This is a genomic window from Deltaproteobacteria bacterium, assembly GCA_019308905.1.
Classification (GTDB): Bacteria; Desulfobacterota; BSN033; order WVXP01; family WVXP01; genus JAFDHF01.
The window spans coordinates 1-3,300 of sequence record JAFDHF010000139.1 but is presented as its reverse complement, the minus strand read 5'-3'; the positions used below and the strand labels follow the sequence as shown (position 1 = coordinate 3,300).

Sequence of the window (3,300 nt, the reverse complement as noted above, 5' to 3'; positions counted from 1 at the left end):
TCTGTAGTTTAAATACCCCTCGATCCCGTTTCCAGATCATCCCTCACTTGGCCGTACGTGAACTTGAAGTGCTCCTGGTCGTTGATATTCCCCGGTGGCTCTGTTGCAAAACTCCATTAATCACTCTAATGGAATGGGTTTGTGAAATAACTGGCTAACCATCATTTCCTGTGGAATTGTTAGTTTTTCGTCAGAGCCTTAAGTATTAAAGAGCATTTTTGTGTACCTTCTCAACATTCAAAAAAGGTATCTTCTTTTTTATTTGATGAAAGAGGAGGTAGCTTTGCTTATAAAGGAGTATTTAAAGAAAAGCAATGTCAGAAAGGTACTCCTTTTTTCCACCTAAGATAACTGAGGTCTAGTGATGTCTAGAATCAGGGCACTAGAGGTAATTCTATTCTAGCCAGTGTTTCGTATTCATGTCAGATCTAGTGCTCTAGTGAAGTGAGAGAGAAAAAATGAAAGGGTTTGACCTCCCAGACTCGAAAATCAATTTTATTTTTAATGACTTCAAAAAGTAAATGTACTGGCTTCGAGGATTTTTCATTCAGGGCATATATCCAAAATCATTCCATGTATATCTCAATCGAGATTCATTAATTCTCACATATTTCTCTTTCAAAGAACGTCTGGGTGGCCCTTCAATGGAGGTACTTCACTCGGAGGAGGACCGGTCCGAAGACGGTCGACGAGGATGGGTTCATATTCGAGGTCTTCAGGTTGATGGTGAGGAGCCGGACCAGTCCCTTTCCGGCCAGAATATTGGTAACTCGGTTCCTAGAGCAGCCACCTAGGACGATGGCGTTTCCTGGCGGCTCCTCCGTATCGATGGTAAGGCCCATATCGAGACCCAGATCAGCCGCCACCTGCCTGAGGTCCTCCACGGATAGCCTGACCGCCTCGTCAGAAAGGGACCCCTCGGGAACGACAAGCGTCCACCGACAATATTGCTCCTTCACCATCGGGGCACCTTCTCGTCTTGACAATCATACTGACTTATGGACCATAATCGATGGCACGCCACTGATAAGGGTTTCGCGTCTCGGCCCCCGCTCTTCCAGATACGCGAAAGGAGTTCTTCGGAGATTTTCACCGCATGGACCAACCCTTGGATCACCGGCGAGGGCAGATCAAGGGAAGGATAGACGATGCAGAGGTTGACCTATCGAAACACCCATCTCTTTGCAACTAGTCAACGAGATCCTAAACAAGAAGACCGGCCAAGAACATGTCTCTACGAGCCAATAAAGACACAGCGAGGTCTGTCGCCTCTGTTGCGTCTGTTGCGGGGGACAAGCGTAGCCTACAATCTGGAGAGCGTGGTCAAGTCCCCCAGTTGCCCAGAGCTCTCAAGCGATACAGCGACATGTCGAACAAGGGGAGCCATGTCTGTGCTAGGAAATGATTGCTGAACAAGCACCCCACAACCCACCGATTGAATGTCCTAAAGGCCCTGCAAGAAACGAGGCTGAGATCATCGAAAACCCCTGCTTCATCTTAATAATCGCCTGAATGGACGACACCAGCAGTACACATATCATAAACAGTAGTACAGGATCTTGCCAACCCTCACCTAGGTTTCAGACATACTATCTCTCTTCACCTCCCCATCTTCCTTGTAGGAAAGGTATTCGTCATAATTCTCGACACAACCAGGATTCTGTAGGGGGAAGGGCAGTGACTCTACAACGGTCTTGGATATCTCGTGGGCAAACATCACACCTTTCCGTGTCAGCATCCCCCGCTTACCATGACCACAGAGCCTCAGGACCCCGGTGAACAGCCTTATCCCGAAAGGCAGGTCCGACCCGTTCAGCCTAAGATCGTAGATCATCCTTGCGAACCTCCGCCATCCATCACTCGCCCTGCCCTTCGATGCAACGAAACCAACCCTCTGGCCCTGACCCATGCTCTTGACGTAGGCATCCAGTTCAGGGTTGACCACCTTCCAAGTGCCGTAGGTAGAGAAGGCAGAAGGACCAAACCCGGCGTAGTCCTCCGTGAGTTCATCTCTCGATGAGTCGTATACATCATCGCTGAACGCGAATGTCCATACAGCCTTCCGCTCATAACCCCTCTGGGCCAAGGCCTTGCCTGCCTGCTCGATCAGCAAGAACTGTTCCCGCGGAGACATCCCTGGTTCGGTGGCCCTGAGCCCTCTAAGCGTCATGAAGGGGTAGATGGTGACCTGGTCCGGGAGCATCGACCCTATCCTGTTGATATCCTCCATGAAGATGCCTGCATCCTGGCGAGGGAGCCCAACCATCATATCCGTGTTAACGAACAATCCGAGAGATCTCGATATCTTTATCATCTCCTCCGTGTGCTCCGCGCCCTTGACCCGCCTCCCGGTGTTGGCGATTACGCTGGGCGCGAAGCTCTCCACGCCGATGCTTACCTTTGTGAACCCAGCCCCTGCCAGGCTCTTAAGATACTTGGGTGTGAGAAGAGCCGGGAGTAACTCGACCCCTGCAACGTCGATCTGGACCTTGTTCCGGATACTCCCAAGAATCTCGCCAAGTTCGTCCGTGGAGAGTGTGTTAGGCTAGATATGCAGTCTTCCACTCCTCGGTAAAGATCTCCTTGTAGAAGGGGCAGAAAGAGCACTTTGAGAGACAGAACGGTACGTGGACATAGATTCCGAAGGCTTCTGGTCCGAAGCTGGGTCCGGGTATCTCGGTGAACCGGTACAAGGTCTTTTTGAAGGCTTTTTGCATCATCCGTTTGCTTCTCGACGTAATCATCTATTGTGCCCCTTTCGATTTCGCAGCCGACCAGCAAATCGTCCTTGCCGGCCCCGTCCTTCCTCACCTTGAGAGGGATGTTGTTCGCCAGAAACCGTCAAAATCGTCTTACAAATGCTATGCAATCCATGACTTTTATTTATAGATAGCGGCCCCTGATTTCTGTGTACCTCGGCACACAACTGTGTTGAATAACTCCTTTCAATGCATAGTCTCCTCCTCAACGAGGTCGCCAGAGGGGAGGAGGCCGAGAGCTTCTACAACCGCCTGATGGACCTTGAGACGGCATTGAACGGGAAGACGGTGAGGGGTGACCCGTACAGGCACTCGGACATCGTGCTGGGGAAATTCAAGCGGTACTTCAATGTTCACGTGGAAGAGAGGACGATCTCCCTGACCAGGAGGAAGAACGCCATCTCCCAGGCGGTGAACCGCTTCGGAAAGATCATTCTGATCGCTTCCAAGAGAATGGAATGGGACGAGATGCTGTCCATCTACAAGGAGAGGGAGGGGATCGAGAGGCAGTACAGGTGCCTGAAGACAGAGCTGGAGGCGA

At 50.8% G+C, this 3,300-nt stretch carries 3 protein-coding genes; 1 reads left to right on the top strand and 2 read right to left on the bottom strand.

Translation table 11 applies throughout. The features are described from left to right. Positions 1–641: 641 nt before the first annotated feature. Together JRJ26_20550 and JRJ26_20545 are read right to left on the bottom strand one after the other, a co-directional pair. Complete coding sequence (locus tag JRJ26_20550; GenBank protein MBW2059880.1) at positions 642–962, bottom strand: hypothetical protein; 321 nt, start codon at positions 960–962, stop codon at positions 642–644. A 611-nt stretch (positions 963–1,573) separates the two neighbouring features. Continuing rightward, a complete protein-coding gene (locus JRJ26_20545) occupies positions 1,574–2,386 on the bottom strand; it encodes a hypothetical protein (GenBank protein MBW2059879.1) in 813 nt (270 codons plus the stop codon). 562 nt (positions 2,387–2,948) lie between these two features. On the opposite strand from JRJ26_20545, the gene JRJ26_20540 reads away from it, so the two are divergent. Then, positions 2,949–3,300 (top strand): transposase (locus JRJ26_20540; GenBank protein MBW2059878.1); only part of this gene is annotated, 352 nt, incomplete at its 3' end.

Coding starts and splice junctions, on each gene's coding strand:
- JRJ26_20550 (MBW2059880.1), bottom strand. CDS start 962: ATGGTGAAGGAGCAATATTGTCGGTGGACGCTTGTCGTTCCCGAGGGG.